Consider the following 14,727-nt stretch of genomic DNA (forward strand, 5'->3'; position numbering starts at 1 on the left):
TTGTTAATCCTCCTGTGTTGGCATTTCCTCCTGCAATTGTTGCTGGTTTACGCGAATTCGAACGGTTCTTCGCGTTTGTGGACCCACAACTGCAAACTGACTTCGACGAATTCCAGTCACCCACACGACTTGGTCGTCTATCAGCCATAACGGCCAGAAATTCCTTCGATATAAAGGAATCCGCGCTTCCATCATGATCTCTTTGATTTTTTTGCGCCCTGTCATTCCGATCGGTCGCATCCATTCTCCTGGCAAGCGGGATCGAATCAAGAAGCTGCGGTCCTGAATTTGATCATAATCAAAAACAGCCTCCCATTGGTCGACAGGGGACTCAGCTCCTTCCAACAGTTCAATCGATCCGTTCAAACAAAACTCCGGAAAACAAAAGGGAAAAACCATTTTTGATTGATCGACAGGCCATGTCGGCACAGGTAAGGCGGCTTCTGTTCGATGCGCGGGAATCTCCCAAACAGGAGACTTTGCAATATGTATAAAATCATATTCCCTCCACGCCCGTACACCGAAAGGAAGATCGATCCGGGCAGAAGGAGAAGGGTGATTGGCCAGCCCAATAATACTGGTAATGTGCTTGGCTTCCCACTCTATGGTACATCCAGAAAGATAATATAATATTAGTGTAATTACTCGACGTTGTAAAGCAAGCGGTTGACACAACAGTCCCGTTTTGTCGACAGACCATCCACTGTCCAATCCTTTTTTAACAATTTGTTCAAAAATAAGTTCAGCCTGTTGATTCATGTACGAGTCCTCGTGTGAAGCAATGTCCCCCAGCTGCGTCAGTCCCCGCCGCAAATTCGGATTATACTCCCTTTCCAATTGTGGTATTAGCTGTAATCGTATCTTATTTCGCAAGTAATCGGTTAATGCATTGGTTGAATCATTACGGTACACAATTTTTTCCTTCTGACAGTATTCCTCAATCTCAGACCTCCATACGTAAAGAAACGGCCTCACCACTTCGATGCCGTCCATCTTGCGGCGCAGTGGAATTCCCGTCAAACCGGCTACGGAAGTGCCGCGCAGAACACGCATTAAAATCGTTTCTGCCTGATCATCGGCATGATGTGCCAGCGCCACTTTTGATGCCCCGATCCGTTTGGCAGTGTCCCGAAAGAAGGCGTACCGAAGCTCCCTTGCCGCTACCTGCGTCGATATGCCTTGTTCAGCCGCATATTTTTTCACATCCGGTTGCATCAAGTGAAAAGGAATCTTCCATTCACCGCAAAGCTTTTCCACAAATCGTGCGTCCTCAATCGATTCTTCCCCGCGCAGCCCATGCTCTACATGTGCAACATGCAGCTGCCAGCCTTCCTGCTCAGCCAGTTTGTGCAAAACAGACAGAAGAGCAACCGAATCCGCACCGCCAGATACGCCGACAAGAATCTGTTCTCCTTTGTCAAACAGGAAGTTGTCCTCAATTGTAGATTTAACTTTATGCAACATGCTGCCGCCTCCTGCCAAAACGCATCAACGCACCCCCAACCACTAGACCTGCAGCAATCCCGCCCGCTATCAAAAAGGTTTCCGTTCCGTTTGAAATTCCCTGAAAATAGTCTTTTTCCATAAAAAAGCGCATCGCGCTTAACGCCCGCATACCAGGCACCAGCATCAAGATGCCGCAAACAATAAAAACAGTAGCCGGCAATTTCTGGATTCTCGCCAACATTTCACTTGCGATCGATACGAAAAAAGCGCCTAAAAACGCTCCTGCTACCGCACTCGATGCCAACTGTTCAACGCCGCTCCGAATCGCGCTGGCACCCGCTCCGACCAGGCCTGCGGTTAACAAAGCCCGCTTCGGAACCCGGTAAATAATCGCATATGCCACTGTCCCTAAATACGCCAATATGAGGTTCATAATCATTCGGACAAACCTCCGATATGCCAAACAAATACGAGAGCCACTCCGATTGCAATCGCAAAGGAAGTCAGAAATGCCTCTGCCGATCTCGCCAAACCAGATATGAGGTCGTTCGCCATCAAATCACGCACCGCATTCGTAACTGCGAGACCTGGCAAAAGCGGAATCAGTCCGCCGATATTAATCGGATAGAAATTTTCCCCAAATCCCGATTTTACCAATAACACAGCAAGAAACGTGACGGCAAAAGATTGGAGCGATACAGCCAAAAAACGGGGCATCCTCGGGTCCAGACGTTCTGTTAAAAAATGAGCCATCCCCGCACAAATCGCCCCCGGCAGCAAATCCCACCATCCCCCGCCAGACAGCATCGTAAATCCGCCGCCAGCCACCATCGCGCAGAATTGGCGAATCCATAGGGGATATTCCGATTTTTCCCGCTCAATCTGGTCCAATTCTTCGTCTACTTCTTGCAAAGACAATTGGCCGCGTTCAAATCGCCTTGACAGTTCGTTGATTTTGGACACTTTTGTCAAATCGATGCTCAATCCATCCGTGATGCGGTTTAATCGGGTATAGCTGCCTTCTTCTGTCATCAAATTGATAATTATGGCGGTTGGCGTCACAAAACTGTATACCACCTGCATACCGCTGGCCCGACCAACCCGCTCGATCGTTTCCTCCACCCGGGCTGTTTCCGCCCCGTTTCGCAGCAGTAAGGTCCCCGCTTTTAAACAGACATTCATCGTTTGAATCGCTACTTTATCTCTGCTCATAGTTTTATTTTATCATAATCAAACGTAAAATCACGGACATACAAACGGCCACGGAACCGACCACTGTCCAATGCGTCCAATCCCAGTCCTTCTCAAGAACGTCATCCCATTTTCGATAAAATCGGCCAACTTTCTTTCTGAATTTTGGCTGAACGTGCGATGCGGCAGCCTGCTGCACCGCCTCGCGCATTTCATCGGCATCTTGAAATCCGCCCTTCCACGTTTTTTCCAAAATGGGAATGCAATTTTTCAACCCATTTGCAGCAAGTGTCCGTTTGATACGTTGAAATCCTCTTACGCCGCCACCCCGGATTTTATCAATTCCCGGACAAAGCAGTTGAATCCATAACAAAGCGACGGAAAACAAGTCGTACTGCCGATCCGCCCGCCGTGAACCTGCCTGCCAATACGCGCGATCATACCATTCGGTAAACTGGCGGATACTTTCCCCAAAACGGGTGACGCCTCCAAAGTCGACCAGCCGAACCTCCCCATTCCGAGGGTTGACCAACACGTTGTCTGCCTTAATATCGCCAAATGCGACTCCCTTTTGATGAAGCTGCTGCAAAAAAAACAACAGACGGCATACGATTTGGCAAGCGGCTGTTCCGTCCGACCGTTTCGAGTCGAGATGAGCGGGGACCCCGGCAATGTATTCCATCACATAAAAATAATGCAATTGCCCGTCAGCAGAAGTGTAATCATCCAAATCATAAACAAAAGGCCCAAGGCGGCTTCCCTGGACCGTGAAAATGTCTGGCGGCGAGTTTTCCTGCAGTTGCTTCAGCAGCCTGTATTCCAACGAAATGGCCGTCGGTTCTGTTGAAATTTTTAACGCGTAGCTGCGCCCATTCTCTTGCGCCAACCAAACGGTTCCATTTGCTCCCGTTCCCAACAAGCGAATCAACTGATAAGCATGTCCGTTCCATCTTCCGTATACCGTATCGCCCAGCCTTTGCGGCGCCTGTCGGCTATTAAATTTAGACCACGTAGCTGCTCGCTGCGACATCCGAAGCTCCCTCCCCATTCTGCAGCAATCTGATCGCGTCATATAAAGCCGGTCCGGTCGGTGTTGACCCGCCGACTGAAAGTCCGCTTCCCAGCTCAGACAACCCCGGATTCTTGCAAAAATGGGATAGGAGCTTACTTGCCTGGCCCCCTGCCGGGAAAGTAATCACCGCAATTTTGTGCTCACCTTTACGGGCCTCCAGGCTAATCTCCAGCTCCCGTATCGCTTCCCGAACATGCGGTAGCTTGTCCCGCATACTGGCAGAAACGTCAATCAGCAAAACCAACCGCAAAGCAGACAGTTCACCCGCTCGGTCAATCATATGAAGCAGGTCGATTCGCCGTTCAGGCGGAAGTTGTTCCATGTCTCGACCGATCATCGACTTCAGCTCTTTCTTCATTGCTTGTTGCAGCGTTGCCTGCATCGTATGGCGCGTCAACATTTGCATCGTTTGCCCCAGATGTTTCGTTTCCACAAACTGGCTCATACCGTTTCCGGCTGCCGCGATGGCCTGCACCTCGTTACGGCCCTTTTCTCCCAAAGAACCGCCATCCAAAATGCCAATTACGTTAACCGCAATCCCGGCATGACTTGCCGCTTTTGCAACCTCGACCGGGTTACCGCCCAGATTGGAACATCCGTCTGTCAACAGCAAAATTTGTTTCAGTTCCACTTGCTCCCACATCGCTCCCACTCCCTGTATCTATGATTAGTAACCAGTATGTCCGGGAAGAGAGACGGTTAAACTTTTAGTCAATAGACTTGTATATTTATGAAAGAGAGGTAGAGTCCGGCCCTTGCACCGGAATCGGCGGCGCAGAAGCCTCCTTTTTTCGTCTGATTTTTTTCATGCCGGGCAATTTGATGGTAGCCCAATCCGGATGATGTTTTTCAATCTTCGCTACCAACACGGTCATATCATCCACAATTTTTCCATGGTTTACGCGAACAGCCAATTCTACCAGCAAATCTGCCACCACCTGCGGATCGCTTGAGTCAAACCGCTCGATCTGCTTTCTCAGCCATTTTTCTTTATCATCTACATGTTTAGGGGCGTCATAAATCCCGTCCGACATTAAAATCAACAAATCGCCTTCCTGCAAATCGGTCACTACGGTCTGGATGTCAATATCCTGCAAAATCCCAATCGGAACGTTCTCTCCCCGGATCGAGATCACCTCGTGGTGCCGTTTCACAAAAGAAGGGACCGAACCGATTTTTAAAAACTCCGTTCTGGCGTTAAACTGATCGATCAAGGCAAGATCCATTGTCGTAAAAATCTCATCTTTTGAGCGAAGCAACAATACCGAATTAACCGTCTTAATAGCCAGCTGTTCATCAAAGCCCGCTTTCAAAAGCTGCTGCAAAAGGCGAATCGCCGCGCTTGATTCCTGCATGGCCCGCTCACCGTTTCCCATGCCGTCGGACACTGCGACCGCAAATTTTCCATTTCCGACATCCAACGTAGTAAAAGAGTCGCCGCTTAAGATTTTGCCGTCTTTCGCGGCCGATGCCACAGCCGTGTTGACCCGGTATACCTGCGCCGAACGGAAGATGGACATCAAGCCGCTGTCCTCGTGAATCCGCTTCTCTGCGACCGTAATATTTTCTCCGACAATTTCAGACAGCAAAGGAGCGATCAATTTCTCGCACTCATTCCTATCGACCGCCGCTGTCTGCGTTACTTCAATTTCTATTTTTCCCTCTTCCAATGAAATGATATCGACCGATCGGATGGATAGCCCTAACTGTTCCAAGGCGGCTATAATGTGTTCTTCATGTCCGGCTGACATATGGTTTTCCTTTGTCAGATCATATGTCAACTCCTCCATAATATCCGCCACACCCTGCAGTTGTACGGCCACCAATTCCCTGCTTTCCAAAAGCCGGTTCTGCCACTGCATGTCCCGTTTAATTGAATCGGTAGCCTGATAAAGAGCCGGCAAAATCTGTTCGATACGAACACACCGTTTACGCAGTTCCGTTGGAATACTGTCCTTCGTGACCGTTCCTTCCGCCTCAATTAATGCGATCGTATCTCGAAATCCGTGGTAGGTCTGGTAAAAATCCTTCTCCCAGCAGATTTCCCGTTTAAAACAGGTCGTGCATACCTGTTTGTTTACCACTTCAAGCGCGGCGTTCAGCGCCTCGTCCTGACTTTTCCGGCCGCCGGACGATAACTGGGCAAACGAATGCGCCAACTCTTGAAACAAATGGGAAACCTCCCGGATTCGTCCCGCCATCAATTCGCGAATCCGACGACTGTAATCCTGTTGGGAAAGATAATGTTGATGTGTGCCGGGTACATACCTGGATATTTGTTCAATAAATCCTTTCGGCGTAAACAACAGCAACACGATAGCAACAAGTGTCTCCTGCAGCGCAGTGAAAATCTCCGGAAGCTGCCCTACATAGACCGCCAAAATTCCGGTGCCGAGCAAAAATCCGATACCCACCCCCACTTTCTTCGCGTCTTTCAGCAGCCCGCCCAGCATTCCGGCAAATGCCAGCATTCCAATTTGTGAGATGGCGTTCAAATTTGCCATCGCCAGTATGATTCCCGTTACCACGCCGACGCTTGTCCCAACGCCAGCACCGCCGATCAGCGCAAACAGCATGATCAAATAACGGCTGAAAATATTTTCAAACGACAGGCTCCCTACTTGAATCCCTGACAAACCGGTCAAAACAGATGTCATCAAGATAACCAGACAGAAAATTTCCTCATTGCGCAATTCCTTAACGCCTTTTTGAAATGTAAAAATCGGCAGCGACTGGATAAAAATCAAACTCAGCACCATAGCCAGAAATCCTTCTACGAGACTCATCATCAGCGAATAGGTAGACATATCATTACGAGCCATCGAAATCGCAATTCTGGCCGCCGTGTCCACCAAAAAAACCACAAATGGCAAAGCGTTTAGACTGAGCGATTTTCGCCTCGAAAGCATCCCATGCACAATTCGGTAAAAGGCCAACATAGCAACCAGCGAGATTACATAGCCGATCGTATGGACGGTTGCCGCTCCCAATAACAAGGCGATCATCACATTTCGGGACAGTGTCTTTTTCAAACGAAGCATAACGGCGTACAAAGCAAGTGCGAACGGTGTAAGTTCACCCAAAATTTCTGCACGCCCCAGAAAAAACGCGATCAAGAGCAATACGGCACTTGATCTGCCAACAGCTTTTGATTCCCACCAATTTGTAAGGCTTGTCCACTGTCGCAATATTCTGTTACGCTCCTTGATTTCCGCAACATCCGCATCCACGGCGGAAGCCGCCTGCCAATTCAATCGCCAAAACCGTCTCCACACAACGAATTCCCCCTGACGGAATCTTGAGTAGGGTCATTATAGCAAGGGTTCTTTCACAAAGTTTGTCAGAATCTGCGATAGAATCAAGCTTTTTTCCGACAAGATCCTGCTTTTCTCAACGACTCCTCAAGTTGGCTTACGTATGCATGCTCGGATGCCGATCAGATAAAATGTATGAATTCTTATCGCCCAAAAAGAGGTTGACAGACTTGCACGCAAAAAGGAAGTATAAGAATGTATGTCGAAACTGTTTTTCAGTCGACAGGAAACCGGAAAACCGGTATCGTAGAAAGTAACAGAAAAACAGGAGCGTACAGGTATGCGACCGATTAAATATTCGATCTACATGAACATTGCAATTGAGTTGGCCCGCGCTTCCACTTGCCGGGTACATGTTGGATGCGTTGTCGTGGGTCCGGATGGAATCATCCACGGATTGGGGTATAACGGTTCCTTGCCAGGTCATCCGCATTGTGAGGATGTGGGATGCGACTTCGATGAACATGGCCATTGCAAAGCCACGCTCCATGCGGAACGAAACGCCCTGCGGCGGGCAGGTGAAAAAGCGCGTAACGGGATCGCCTTCGTCACCCATTTCCCTTGTCCCGATTGTGCAAAGGAGTTGGTCGATTACGGCATATCGGCTGTCCTGTTCCAAAATGACTATCGCCGCAGCCCAATCTCTGTCCGCATCTTGGAACGGGCCCATATTCGGGTCCTCCCATTTACCGAGATGAAAGAGGAATCCTTTATCCAACTGGAAGAACAGATTGGTTGGCGCAAACCGACAAAGGGAGGAACTGCTGAATGGACAAATCGAACATGAAAACGATTACCCTGCCCCGTTTGAACAAATTGACTCCCACATTGGAATCCACCGCTCTCAAGCTATTGGAAGAAGCGGGTGAATTGGCGCAAGCGATTGGGAAATTCCGAAATCTGTCCGGAGAAAACTATGTGGTGGACGAGCAGGTGATGGAAAATATCGCGAGTGAATTGGCCGATACGGCACAAACGTGCATCACCATGATGTATGTATTGGAAGAAACACATGGTGTGGACATTGACAAAGTCATTGAACAGCATATTGCCAAACTGAAGCAGAAGGGTTATTGCGACTAAAACTGGGCACTTTTTCCCCTTGCGGCGCGTATACTAGAAAACCAGCAGCACCGTAAGGAGGGGAATGACATATGCCAAGTTGGCTCAAAAACCAACTGCAACGCGCATTTTCTGAGCGAGATAAACATTCTGTCATTATGCTCAACCGGGTTTTCTATAAATACAGAAGAAATGTGAACGCTATGTGAACACAGGGGCTTTGCCCCTTTTTATTTTGACATGGGCAATTTTGGAGACTATAATGGAATCGATTCGTTGTTTCGTGGATAACCTGTAATTGAGGTGACGTGTAGTGACATTACATCCGATTTTTACCGCAATCGTACTTATTCTGTTCGGTCTTATGGCGGTACCGCCCATGCTATCTCTTGCCCGTGAAAGACGTTTCGGTTTGGCCGGTCTCATGCTGCTGACATTTGTGGCTTTCGTTGTTGCAGGCATTGCAGCATCTACCGTTCCTCCAGGGGCTGCGTAATAAATAAAAAAGCTTCCTTCACAAGCAGGAAGCTTTTTTATTTATTTTTTTCACGGCGCCGGTAGTTGGCGAACATCCACCAAGCCGGAATAGCCAGCAGCAGTACAACCGCAATTGCAATTCCTATATACGAACTCACATAGTGATTCATCCGGATTCCCCCTTGTAAGTAGTTTGTCTTCTTGAGGGTGGATACATACGCTCAAATAAAAAGCATCCCTGATTTCAGGAATGCTTTTTTTATCGTTAGCCGCGTCGGCCTCCTCGGCCGCCCCGTTTGCTTTCGTTCCGTTTCAAAGCAGTCAACCGATCTTCGCTGTCTTTTAAAAACTTGGAAATTTTATCTTCTAACGATTTTTGCGGTGGTCGATTGGAACGTTCCCGGCTTCCCGATTCGCGAGGTCCACGGTCACGCGGACCGAAAGATCTTCTTTCCCGCTCAGCACCAACTGTTTCCGCCGGTTTATCAACAGCCTGTCGAATGGACAGTCCGATTTTTCCGTTCTTGTCGACGTTAAGAACTTTCACCACTACTGTATCGTTGACCTTTAAAAAATCATTGATATCTTTCACATACGAATCAGCAATCTCCGAAATGTGAACGAGTCCGGTGACCCCACCCGGCAGCATCACAAACGCCCCGAAATTTGTTATACCGGTGACTTTACCTTCCACTTTGCTGCCTAATTCAATAGACATTTAAAAAATGCTCCCCCTTAAATGATAAAAACCGTTTTTACCAATTCAAATTATATGCGACTGTTAAAAAAAGTGTCAAGGAGCTATTGCTGAGGTCGATACAAAACTTCTCCCTCTTTAATCATGTTATAGTATTTGCGCGCCAATCTCGCAATATAAAAATCGCTCTGCAGATTATTGACATCTTGCGTCAATTTCTGTTCAGTCTGCCGGGCTTGCTCCAACTGCTGCTGCAGTTCCGCATGTTCGCGATCCAAACGGAGCTTATTGGGAAGCATTGAAAACAGAAACGTATAAGCTGCCCACAACGAAAAAACAATTAAAAAAAGCATCCGGACAGTAGGCTTTCTTTTTTTGCGTACAGGGGCAGCCGTGCTTTGTTTGGTGTCTGGGACCACATAGACCACATTTGAACCAGACGAGTTTTTCACCATTCGTTTTTTCAAGGTAATCACCTGGTTACTGCTTGGGATTTTGATCATCCTTATTCAATAACCAATTCGTCAACTTTTCCCAAATTCCTTTTCCTTTCCCCCAAATGTGTTCCATTCGGGAACTGATTGGTCGGAGCCTTTTGGCAAGCCGATCTGTAATCGGGCGTAACAATCGAAAAACTGGGCGCAACAGCCATAGAATGATGCGTAAACTGATTCGAAACGGCCAAAGAATCACCCGCTCCAAATATTTCAACAGACGGTCAAACGCATAAAACAAACGAATCAAAATTTGCCCACCTGTTTTAACAGGACGAACCACTACCGTTACGAAAATATTCCACAGCATTACGCAAATATATCGGATCCCCATTATAATTCCGACCGTGCTGCCGACAACAATCCGCTGCAGCAACACTCGATACAACACCCATCCCAGCAATAAAATCACAAATACATACATCCGCAATTCCCCGTTATTCGCCCACATTAAGCTCGAAAAGACGGAGAACAAGGCAAATATCCAAAAGGAAAAATCAAACAAAGGTTTTGCCCACCGTAAAAACTTCCATTGTCTGAGCACAACCCGGCAGATATCAAAAACGGCTCCCAGCAGGATGCCGTTTAGGCTCATCGCCAATAACGTCATGTATTGCAATTCAAGAGCCACTTGGGAATCCCCTTTCTCATTTAAGCATGCCGTCTTCGTTATTTAAACAACTTGCCGAAGAGCCCTTTCGCCTTTTGAGAAGGGGAGGCCTTTTCCTCAAAATAGCCCATGTCGTAAAGCACACCTTCGATGGAAACGATCCCGTTTTCCAGATTTAACGCTTGAATGTGAAGATTCTCACCTCGAATGACCAATAAGCCGTAAGCCGTCTGCAAAACAAATTCGTTTGCATCAAAGCTCTCTACATTCACCACACCTGTCACCTGCATCGCTTGCCGATTTAAAATGGTCACCTCATGGCGCTCATATTGATTGTGTTGAGTGCGCGATCTTTCCTCCACGGTGGATCCCTCCACATCAAAATTGCGAGTCCTGCAAAATCAGCCGTACTTACCGATTCGCTTGTCTCACTGTCACTTTATGCAGAGTTTGGACAAGAAAGAACAATAAAAAAGAGGACGACTTATGCTTCGTCATCCTCATCGTCCATGCTTGGATCTCCCTCTATTCGCTTTTCCGAAAGTACCATGTAAAGGTTTGCTGCTTGATCTTTTGATGCATGTTCCGCAACGGCCAGTACTTTGACTTCGACGATTTTGGTCCCAAAAGTGATCCTCAGGAGGTCCCCCGCTTTTACCTCCGAAGACGCTTTTGAGGGGCGTCCATTAATCTGGATACGCCCCTTGTCGCAGACTTCTTTCGCCAAAGTTCGCCGCTTGATCAAGCGAGAAACTTTGAGAAATTTGTCTAACCTCATATTCTTACTTCTTGGTCATTTCCTTCAACTTAGCGCCTGGCTTGAATGCCGGAACCTTCGTTGCAGGAATTTTAATCACTGCTCCGGTTTGCGGGTTGCGTCCGTTGCGAGCAGCACGCTTGCGGGTTTCGAAAGTTCCGAAACCGATCAATTGTACTTTGTCACCTTTTTTCAGTGCCTGGCCAATAGCGTCGAGCAGGCTGTTGACTGCAGCTTCTGCATCCTTTTTCTTGAGACCAGTTTTTTGCGCGACTTTAGCAATAAGTTCTACCTTGTTCATGCAAAAATCTCCTTTCCATGCAAGGAATTTTTTGGTTTTTAACTAAACCTACCCTGCATATTCGTGCGCTAAATAGAAAATCCTGCAATTTTGTCGTAAATTTTTCTAAAACGCTACTTTTTTTCGACTAATTTCGCCTTATTCCACCATTCATCCATCTCTTCCAGACTGCTTTCCGTTAATTTTTTTCCTTGTTCTTCCAACTTTTCTTCCACATAACCAAATCTTCTTCTGAATTTTAAATTTGTCTTCGCCAAACAGGCTTCCGGATCGAGTTTTAAATAACGGGCTAAATTGACTAAAACAAAAAATACGTCTCCCAATTCATCCGCCTTGTCTTCCGTGGCCTGCAGCTCGTCCAATTCTTCCCGCAGTTTGTCCAGCACCCCATCAATGCTCTGCCATTCAAAGCCAACCTCTGCGGCCTTTTTCTGCAATTTGTAAGCCACCTGCATAGCCGACATTCCGGCTGGAACTGAGTCAAGCAGCTTTTCGGTGGTCCCTTTTGCCTGCTTCTCCCGCCGCTTCGTTTCCTCCCAACTGACAACCGCTTCCTCGGCATCGTTCGCTTGTCTGTCGCCAAACACATGTGGATGACGGCGAATCAGTTTGTCATTGATCGCTTGAATCGTATCAAATACTGTAAAAGTACCCTCTTCCGAAGCAATCTGCGCGTGCAAAGCCACTTGCAGCAATAGATCCCCCAATTCCTCAGCGAGTGCATCCGGATCCTCCAGATCGATGGCTTCCGCCACTTCATACGCTTCTTCAATCACATGTTTGCGAATGGACTGGTGTGTCTGCTCACGATCCCAGGGACAGCCTTCCGGTGAACGAAGAATGCGTACGATCTCAACCAGTTTTGAAAATTGTCGGTGCGTGATTCGTTCTTCTTCACTCTTCGCCAGATATAAGGTGGTTAGATGGTCAATCCACTCGATCCGATCCAGTTCATACAGGGGAACTTGTTCGATTCGTTCCTCCCCTTCTACTCCAACCGCTCGGGTGACCGTCACCGGATAATCGTCAGGGTATACATCCATCAAAGTAAGTTTAACGTCCGCCGCGACTGACTGATTGTACACTTGGACAAACACCGTATGCAAAGCCGGATTTAGCTGATCTGCCCGCGGGCTTGTCCCATCGAGAATCAGCAGCCCTTCTGTTGGGTCCACACCCACCCGCAGCAGCAATTCATCCAAAAACGAATGCCCGGGTCCAATCACGACATCCACCTGCGCACCAGCCGATTTTTGCAAAGCAATTTGTACCGTACGTTCGGCCACTCCCGGATGGCCCGGTACAGCGTAAACGATTTCTCCCTGCTCCTTCGCCTCCTGAAACAGCATTTCTACAATCGTCTCATATAAGGAATCGAAGTCTTCCGCCTGCTCGTATTGTTCGTCAAGCGAACGATAGGAGATCCCTTTTTGCGCCAAAATTTCTACAACCGGGTGACGTTCTGTACGCAAAATCAGGGGTTTCGCATTTTGAATCTGTTCATATGTGCCAAGCGGCATGCTTGTCCACGATCCGGGGCCAAGCCCCACAATTTGTATGGTCGCCATTAGTGAATCTACCACTCCCCTACCCTAACTTTAAGATGTCTGCCAAAAGCACCTTTCGGGCAGTCGGTACGCTAACGAACCAAGCCGATTTTGGCAAACAGATCCGCCAACTTTTGCCCAATCCGCGGGATAGAACGGATATCTTCCTTTCTTAAACTGCCCGATGCCAACAACGCTATTCCGTAAACGGCGGAAGCGAACAGAATCACAGCCAGCGTCAGGCAAGCACCCGCCAAACGTTCCGGCAAGACTGTAAAAAAATAAGGTCCCATCTGCCGCAGGCTGGCAAACACAGCAACTCCCATTAAAAATGTAGCAATACTCGGACCCCAAAGCAACAGTCGCCAATTAAACGAAAGGCCGCTTAACCGGTTAATATCCCAGAAATTTAACAGGGCTGCAATGGAAAAGGACAGCACAGTGGAAACGGCAGCCCCCTCGATTCCATATTTGGGGACCAACCATATATTAAAAATCAGTTTAAACACACCCCCTATCAAAAGATTCCGCACCGGTCGATAGACATATCCAATCCCCTGTAAAATCGCCGTTGTGGTAAGTTGCAACGAGGAAAATAAAGTAGCAAACGAAATCGCCATAATAGCTGGTGTCCCGGAGCTGTCTTTGAAAAGCGTGATATCGATCGGTTCGGCCAGCAAGAACAGCCCGACAGACGCCGGCAGCCCAATAATGATTGTCCACCGCAGGGCCAGTTCGATTCGCTGATAAGCAACACGCTTTTCACCTACCGCCAGCGCTCCGGCGATCGCAGGCATTAACGCAACACCTATCGCAGTTGCAATGGTAGCCGGCAACATCATTAATTTAAATGCGCGACCGGAAAGAAGTCCAAACAGCTCAGTCGCTTGATCCTGACTGTAGCCTGCCTGCTTTAACATATTGGCTACCGTAATCACATCCACATTGTTCATGAATGGCACCACCAGCGCCCCGAGCGAGACGGGAATCGCGTACATAATCAGCTTTTTGATCACGGTTCGGTTGGACTGCGGCGGAACACGATTCGGCATTTGAACATCATGGCGAAATAGAACCCGATTGTTCCATACATAACCAACCAAAACAAGCAGGGCGGCAAATGCACCCGTCACGGCACCAAAAGCAGCCCCCGCAGCCGCCCATTCCTCACTGTACCCCATACGGAGCAGCAGCCAGGCTGCGCCAATGATTGTTGCCACACGGATCAACTGTTCGACCACCTGCGATACGGCAGTCGGTTCCATCTGCTGCCATCCTTGAAAATACCCTCGGATCGAAGCCATGACAGGAACAACCATCAAAGCAGGCGCCAACGCCTGAATGGCAAACTTTGCCCCTTCATCGCCGGAAATTCGCGCAAACAGTTCTGCGCCAAACCAGAGCAGAAAAAAACATAGAATGCCGCTTATAAACAGGATGACACTTGCCACCCGGAACACTTTTTTGGCGCCACGATAATCGCCAAGCGCCATATGCTCTGCCACAAATTTTGAAACAGCAACCGGAATGCCGGCTGTAGACAAGAGCAGGAGCGTGGAATAAATCGGATACGCCATCTGGTAGAGTCCAAGCCCGCGATCCCCGATAATATTTTGCAGAAAAAGGGTGTATATCGAACCCATCAGTTTCGAAACAATTCCGGCTACCGCTAAAATAAACGCGCCTCGTAGAAACAAATTCCGATCCGACATTTGTCTGCCACCTCTTCGATCTGTCCATTATAGCAAACCGCTTGCCT

18 protein-coding genes are annotated in these 14,727 nt (G+C 48.1%); 4 read left to right on the forward strand and 14 right to left on the reverse strand.

Annotation, left to right across the window (positions count from 1 at the left end; all coding sequences use genetic code 11):
- Positions 1 to 3: 3 nt before the first annotated feature.
- The 6 genes from tilS to spoIIE form a co-directional block, all read right to left on the reverse strand.
- Entirely contained in the window at positions 4 to 1,464 is a 1,461-nt protein-coding gene (tilS, locus tag skT53_RS12210) for a tRNA lysidine(34) synthetase TilS (protein ID WP_200757319.1), read from the reverse strand.
- Positions 1,454 to 1,885 carry a threonine/serine exporter family protein gene (locus skT53_RS12215; RefSeq protein WP_200757321.1) on the reverse strand — a complete coding sequence of 144 codons (432 nt, stop codon included), beginning with the start codon at positions 1,883 to 1,885 and terminating at the stop codon, positions 1,454 to 1,456. The genes tilS and skT53_RS12215 overlap by 11 nt, the downstream gene beginning before the upstream one ends.
- The gene (locus skT53_RS12220) at positions 1,882 to 2,658 is read right to left on the reverse strand and encodes a threonine/serine exporter family protein (protein WP_200757323.1); all 777 of its coding nucleotides are present in this window, start codon (positions 2,656 to 2,658) and stop codon (positions 1,882 to 1,884) included. The genes skT53_RS12215 and skT53_RS12220 overlap by 4 nt, the downstream gene beginning before the upstream one ends.
- Before the next feature lie 4 nt (positions 2,659 to 2,662).
- Positions 2,663 to 3,667, reverse strand: a complete 1,005-nt coding sequence (locus tag skT53_RS12225) for a serine/threonine protein kinase (protein ID WP_200757325.1) — start codon at positions 3,665 to 3,667, stop codon at positions 2,663 to 2,665.
- Positions 3,639 to 4,352: a vWA domain-containing protein gene (locus skT53_RS12230; protein WP_200757327.1), complete on the reverse strand. Its 714-nt coding sequence runs from the start codon at positions 4,350 to 4,352 to the stop codon at positions 3,639 to 3,641. Before skT53_RS12230 ends, skT53_RS12225 begins: the two co-directional genes overlap by 29 nt.
- Positions 4,353 to 4,437: 85 nt before the next feature.
- Positions 4,438 to 6,984 (reverse strand): stage II sporulation protein E, encoded by a 2,547-nt coding sequence (gene spoIIE, locus skT53_RS12235; RefSeq protein WP_200757336.1) that lies wholly within the window; start codon positions 6,982 to 6,984, stop codon positions 4,438 to 4,440.
- A 319-nt stretch (positions 6,985 to 7,303) separates the two neighbouring features.
- Between spoIIE and skT53_RS12240 the strand changes: the two genes are divergently transcribed.
- The 4 genes from skT53_RS12240 (at position 7,304) to skT53_RS12255 (ending at position 8,581) form a co-directional block, all read left to right on the forward strand.
- Entirely contained in the window at positions 7,304 to 7,810 is a 507-nt protein-coding gene (locus skT53_RS12240; RefSeq protein WP_200757338.1) for a deoxycytidylate deaminase, read from the forward strand.
- Entirely contained in the window at positions 7,792 to 8,106 is a 315-nt protein-coding gene (locus skT53_RS12245) for a MazG-like family protein (protein WP_200757339.1), read from the forward strand. Before skT53_RS12240 ends, skT53_RS12245 begins: the two co-directional genes overlap by 19 nt.
- Positions 8,107 to 8,177: 71 nt before the next feature.
- A complete protein-coding gene (gene cmpA, locus skT53_RS12250; RefSeq protein WP_200757341.1) occupies positions 8,178 to 8,294 on the forward strand; it encodes a cortex morphogenetic protein CmpA in 117 nt (38 codons plus the stop codon).
- 104 nt (positions 8,295 to 8,398) lie between these two features.
- A complete protein-coding gene (locus skT53_RS12255) occupies positions 8,399 to 8,581 on the forward strand; it encodes a hypothetical protein (RefSeq protein ID WP_200757343.1) in 183 nt (60 codons plus the stop codon).
- A gap of 246 nt (positions 8,582 to 8,827) precedes the next feature.
- Here skT53_RS12255 and skT53_RS12260 read toward each other — a convergent pair whose 3' ends face one another.
- From skT53_RS12260 to skT53_RS12295, 8 genes are all read right to left on the reverse strand, one after another.
- A complete protein-coding gene (locus skT53_RS12260) occupies positions 8,828 to 9,280 on the reverse strand; it encodes a S1 domain-containing RNA-binding protein (RefSeq protein ID WP_200757345.1) in 453 nt (150 codons plus the stop codon).
- An 83-nt stretch (positions 9,281 to 9,363) separates the two neighbouring features.
- Positions 9,364 to 9,735: an FtsB family cell division protein gene (locus tag skT53_RS12265; RefSeq protein ID WP_200757347.1), complete on the reverse strand. Its 372-nt coding sequence runs from the start codon at positions 9,733 to 9,735 to the stop codon at positions 9,364 to 9,366.
- Positions 9,736 to 9,739: 4 nt separating this feature from the next.
- Complete coding sequence (yabQ, locus tag skT53_RS12270) at positions 9,740 to 10,384, reverse strand: spore cortex biosynthesis protein YabQ (RefSeq protein WP_200757349.1); 645 nt, start codon at positions 10,382 to 10,384, stop codon at positions 9,740 to 9,742.
- Between the two features lie 38 nt (positions 10,385 to 10,422).
- Positions 10,423 to 10,725 carry a sporulation protein YabP gene (gene yabP, locus skT53_RS12275; RefSeq protein ID WP_200757351.1) on the reverse strand — a complete coding sequence of 101 codons (303 nt, stop codon included), beginning with the start codon at positions 10,723 to 10,725 and terminating at the stop codon, positions 10,423 to 10,425.
- Positions 10,726 to 10,847: 122 nt separating this feature from the next.
- Complete coding sequence (locus skT53_RS12280; protein ID WP_200757353.1) at positions 10,848 to 11,141, reverse strand: RNA-binding S4 domain-containing protein; 294 nt, start codon at positions 11,139 to 11,141, stop codon at positions 10,848 to 10,850.
- A gap of 4 nt (positions 11,142 to 11,145) precedes the next feature.
- The gene (locus skT53_RS12285) at positions 11,146 to 11,421 is read right to left on the reverse strand and encodes an HU family DNA-binding protein (RefSeq protein ID WP_200757355.1); all 276 of its coding nucleotides are present in this window, start codon (positions 11,419 to 11,421) and stop codon (positions 11,146 to 11,148) included.
- A gap of 113 nt (positions 11,422 to 11,534) precedes the next feature.
- On the reverse strand, positions 11,535 to 12,989 hold the full coding sequence (locus skT53_RS12290) for a bifunctional methyltransferase/pyrophosphohydrolase YabN (RefSeq protein WP_200757357.1): 1,455 nt from the start codon (positions 12,987 to 12,989) through the stop codon (positions 11,535 to 11,537).
- Positions 12,990 to 13,060: 71 nt separating this feature from the next.
- The gene (locus skT53_RS12295; RefSeq protein WP_200757358.1) at positions 13,061 to 14,680 is read right to left on the reverse strand and encodes a putative polysaccharide biosynthesis protein; all 1,620 of its coding nucleotides are present in this window, start codon (positions 14,678 to 14,680) and stop codon (positions 13,061 to 13,063) included.
- Positions 14,681 to 14,727 lie beyond the last annotated feature (47 nt).

The sequence above is a fragment of the Effusibacillus dendaii genome, assembly GCF_015097055.1.
Taxonomy (GTDB): domain Bacteria; phylum Bacillota; class Bacilli; order Tumebacillales; family Effusibacillaceae; genus Effusibacillus; species Effusibacillus dendaii.

Excerpts from the sequence above, each read along its gene's own strand:
- tilS (WP_200757319.1), bottom strand. The coding sequence starts at position 1,464 with ATGTTGCATAAAGTTAAATCTACAATTGAGGACAACTTCCTGTTTGAC.
- skT53_RS12290 (WP_200757357.1), bottom strand. The coding sequence starts at position 12,989 with ATGGCGACCATACAAATTGTGGGGCTTGGCCCCGGATCGTGGACAAGC.
- skT53_RS12285 (WP_200757355.1), bottom strand. The coding sequence starts at position 11,421 with ATGAACAAGGTAGAACTTATTGCTAAAGTCGCGCAAAAAACTGGTCTC.
- skT53_RS12220 (WP_200757323.1), bottom strand. The coding sequence starts at position 2,658 with ATGAGCAGAGATAAAGTAGCGATTCAAACGATGAATGTCTGTTTAAAA.
- skT53_RS12295 (WP_200757358.1), bottom strand. The coding sequence starts at position 14,680 with ATGTCGGATCGGAATTTGTTTCTACGAGGCGCGTTTATTTTAGCGGTA.
- skT53_RS12245 (WP_200757339.1), top strand. The coding sequence starts at position 7,792 with ATGGACAAATCGAACATGAAAACGATTACCCTGCCCCGTTTGAACAAA.
- skT53_RS12280 (WP_200757353.1), bottom strand. The coding sequence starts at position 11,141 with ATGAGGTTAGACAAATTTCTCAAAGTTTCTCGCTTGATCAAGCGGCGA.
- skT53_RS12230 (WP_200757327.1), bottom strand. The coding sequence starts at position 4,352 with ATGTGGGAGCAAGTGGAACTGAAACAAATTTTGCTGTTGACAGACGGA.
- skT53_RS12260 (WP_200757345.1), bottom strand. The coding sequence starts at position 9,280 with ATGTCTATTGAATTAGGCAGCAAAGTGGAAGGTAAAGTCACCGGTATA.
- skT53_RS12225 (WP_200757325.1), bottom strand. The coding sequence starts at position 3,667 with ATGTCGCAGCGAGCAGCTACGTGGTCTAAATTTAATAGCCGACAGGCG.
- skT53_RS12215 (WP_200757321.1), bottom strand. The coding sequence starts at position 1,885 with ATGATTATGAACCTCATATTGGCGTATTTAGGGACAGTGGCATATGCG.
- skT53_RS12240 (WP_200757338.1), top strand. The coding sequence starts at position 7,304 with ATGCGACCGATTAAATATTCGATCTACATGAACATTGCAATTGAGTTG.
- cmpA (WP_200757341.1), top strand. The coding sequence starts at position 8,178 with ATGCCAAGTTGGCTCAAAAACCAACTGCAACGCGCATTTTCTGAGCGA.